The 2,291-nt window shown below is 69.8% G+C and carries 1 protein-coding gene and 1 pseudogene; both read right to left on the bottom strand.

All coding sequences use genetic code 11. The features are described 5' to 3' along the window. Nucleotides 1-142 precede the first annotated feature (142 nt). Nucleotides 143-1,261 (bottom strand): peptidylprolyl isomerase, encoded by a 1,119-nt coding sequence (locus K2Z83_RS00330; RefSeq protein ID WP_220593195.1) that lies wholly within the window; start codon nucleotides 1,259-1,261, stop codon nucleotides 143-145. Between the two features lie 364 nt (nucleotides 1,262-1,625). Beyond that, a pseudogene (locus K2Z83_RS00325) lies at nucleotides 1,626-2,291 on the bottom strand (DUF11 domain-containing protein); the annotation flags it as partial.

Genomic DNA, 2,291 nt, shown 5'->3' with positions numbered 1-2,291 from the left:
TCGGCGGCCGGGGCCGCCGCGCAGCCAGCGAGGAGGGCGAGCGCGAGAAGCGCGACTCCGATGTGTATTCGCCAAGCGATCATATGATTGCAGATTGCAGATTGCAGATTGTAGCAATCTACAATTTGCAACCTGCACTATATCAGGCCCCCGGGCTCGTCACCAGCTGATCGTCGGTGACCAGAATCTTGATCTTCTGGGCATCCTTGGCGGCGCTCTCGAGCTCGCCGACCCAGGGCAGAAAGGTGTCGGTGAAGGCCTGCTGCCCAGGCGTCGTGCTGAGCATATCGCGGCTCTCGAGGCCGCGCATCTCGGCCGGGTCGATCACCTCGATGATATGCCAGCCGAACTGCGACTTGACCAGGCGCACCTCGCCCTTCTTCATGCTGAAGATCGCATCGTCGAACTCGGGCACGAACAGGCCGCGGGGCGCCCAGCCCAGGTCGCCGCCGTTGTCCTTTGTGCCAGTGTCCTCCGACTTCTCGCTGGCCAGCGTGGCGAAGTCGGCGCCGTCCTGGATCTGCTTGAGCAGCGCCTCAGCCTCGGCCTGGCGATCATCGGTCGGGTTATCGGTGCTGGTGGCCAGCAGGATGTGACGGGCGTGGGCCTGCTCCATCGTCGTGTGGGTGAGCAGCATCTGCTCGACGACCTGGTCGCGGCCGATGAGCGCGCGCAGCTCCTGCTCCGACCCGATATTATTGTCCTGGAGGAATGTGTTGAAGGTGGCGGTGTCGCTGATCGCATTCTGCTGCTTGATCTGCGCGATCTGGTCGTCCACCTTGCTCTGATCGACGCTGACCCCCTCGGCCTGCGCCGCCTGGACGACGAGCTCGACCTGGATGAGCTGCTGGAGCACGTCGCTGGGCGGTGCGCCGGGCTGGTAGGCCCGCACGAACTCCCCGCGCGTGATCGTCGCGTCGCCGACCTGGGCGACCGGCTCGGTGCTGCTCGTGTCGCCGATGGCCTGGGGCAGCGGGAGGGCCGTGGGCACCGCCGGGGTGGGGAGATCGCCGGCTGCGGCGGCCGGCGCGGCGGTGGTATCGAGGGCGGCGGCGGACGTCGGGGCGGCCGGCGCGCTCGTGCTGGGGGCGAAGACCGTCGCCAGGCCGGCGCCGATGATCAGCAGGGCCAGGGCGCCGCCGATCAGCGCGATCAGCGGCGGGCGTCTGCCTTTGTCCGCTCCCTCATCGAGTATATTCAGGTCATCCTGGAAATCGTCGTCGTTTGCCTCGGGCGTGTCGGGGGACTGTGGGTCGGTCACGATCTTCTCCTCAGGTGGCGGGGTACGGCGTTCGTGCCCCGCGGGTGTCTGCTGCCTATCTGGGACATCGTACCACATCAGTGAATGAGGGGCGAATGAGCGGATGATTACACAGGGCATGGGCAACGTCCTGCGCGCCCCCCTGGCTGGCCACTGACGTCGCGCCGGCAGGGCGCGCTGCGCCGGGCGTCGGCCTGCGCCGACGCCGCACCCGCCCACAAAGGTGGGCGGTCGGCCGCAGGCCCCCGCGACGCGGCTTCAGCCGCCAGCGACGTTGCCCATGCCCTGGATGATTATAGAGGGTGCTGGAGGCTTTGCCGCCAGCACCCTCTATAGCGTATAGATGTGATGAGGGCGGGGCCGGCTAGAGCGCGGCGCGAAGCCGCTGCACCGCCAGGGCGGCGCCGAGCATGGCCAGGCCGAGCAGGAGCCAGAGCAGCGGGCGCGGGCCGCCGTCGCCGGTGTTGGGCAGGCTCGCCGGCACGACGGGCGTGGCAGACGTCTCAGCTGTCACCGCCGTGTCGGTCGGCGCCGCTGTGGGCGCGGCCTGGGCGGCGGCCGTGGCCGTGCGCCCGGCGATCTCCGTTAGGCGCGGGCCGGCCGTGGCGAAGGGCGTGGGCGTCGCCGTCGGCGCGCGGGTGGGCTGCTGCCCGGTCGGGCCGGGCGTCTCAACCGGGCCGACGATGCGGATCGGCACCTGAGCCTGGCGAGGCTGCACCGCGTTGCCGTACTCGTCCTTCGCCCCCGACACCTCGGCCGTATTCACCGCCGCGGTGATGTCGCGCAGGGCGGTGTAGACAGTCTCCACGGTGATCGACTCGCCGGGGGCCAGCCGTGCGCGCCCGGTGGTGGCCAGCAGGTCGCCCCAGGCCAGCACCCCGCCCACCTGGTCGGCCGAGTCCGGCGGCGGGCTGGCCGACTCGAAGCGCAGGGCCGCCGGGTTGAACACGTCGCGCAGGGGCAGCGACACGATGTCGATCAGGCTGTCGTTGGTGATCACGATGGTGAAGGTGATCGGCAGGCCGGCCGC

It is taken from the genome of Oscillochloris sp. ZM17-4, from assembly GCF_019599295.1.
Classification (GTDB): Bacteria; Chloroflexota; Chloroflexia; order Chloroflexales; family Chloroflexaceae; genus Oscillochloris.
The sequence above is the reverse complement of the archived record's forward strand: the minus strand, read 5'-3'. Positions and strand labels throughout refer to the sequence as shown.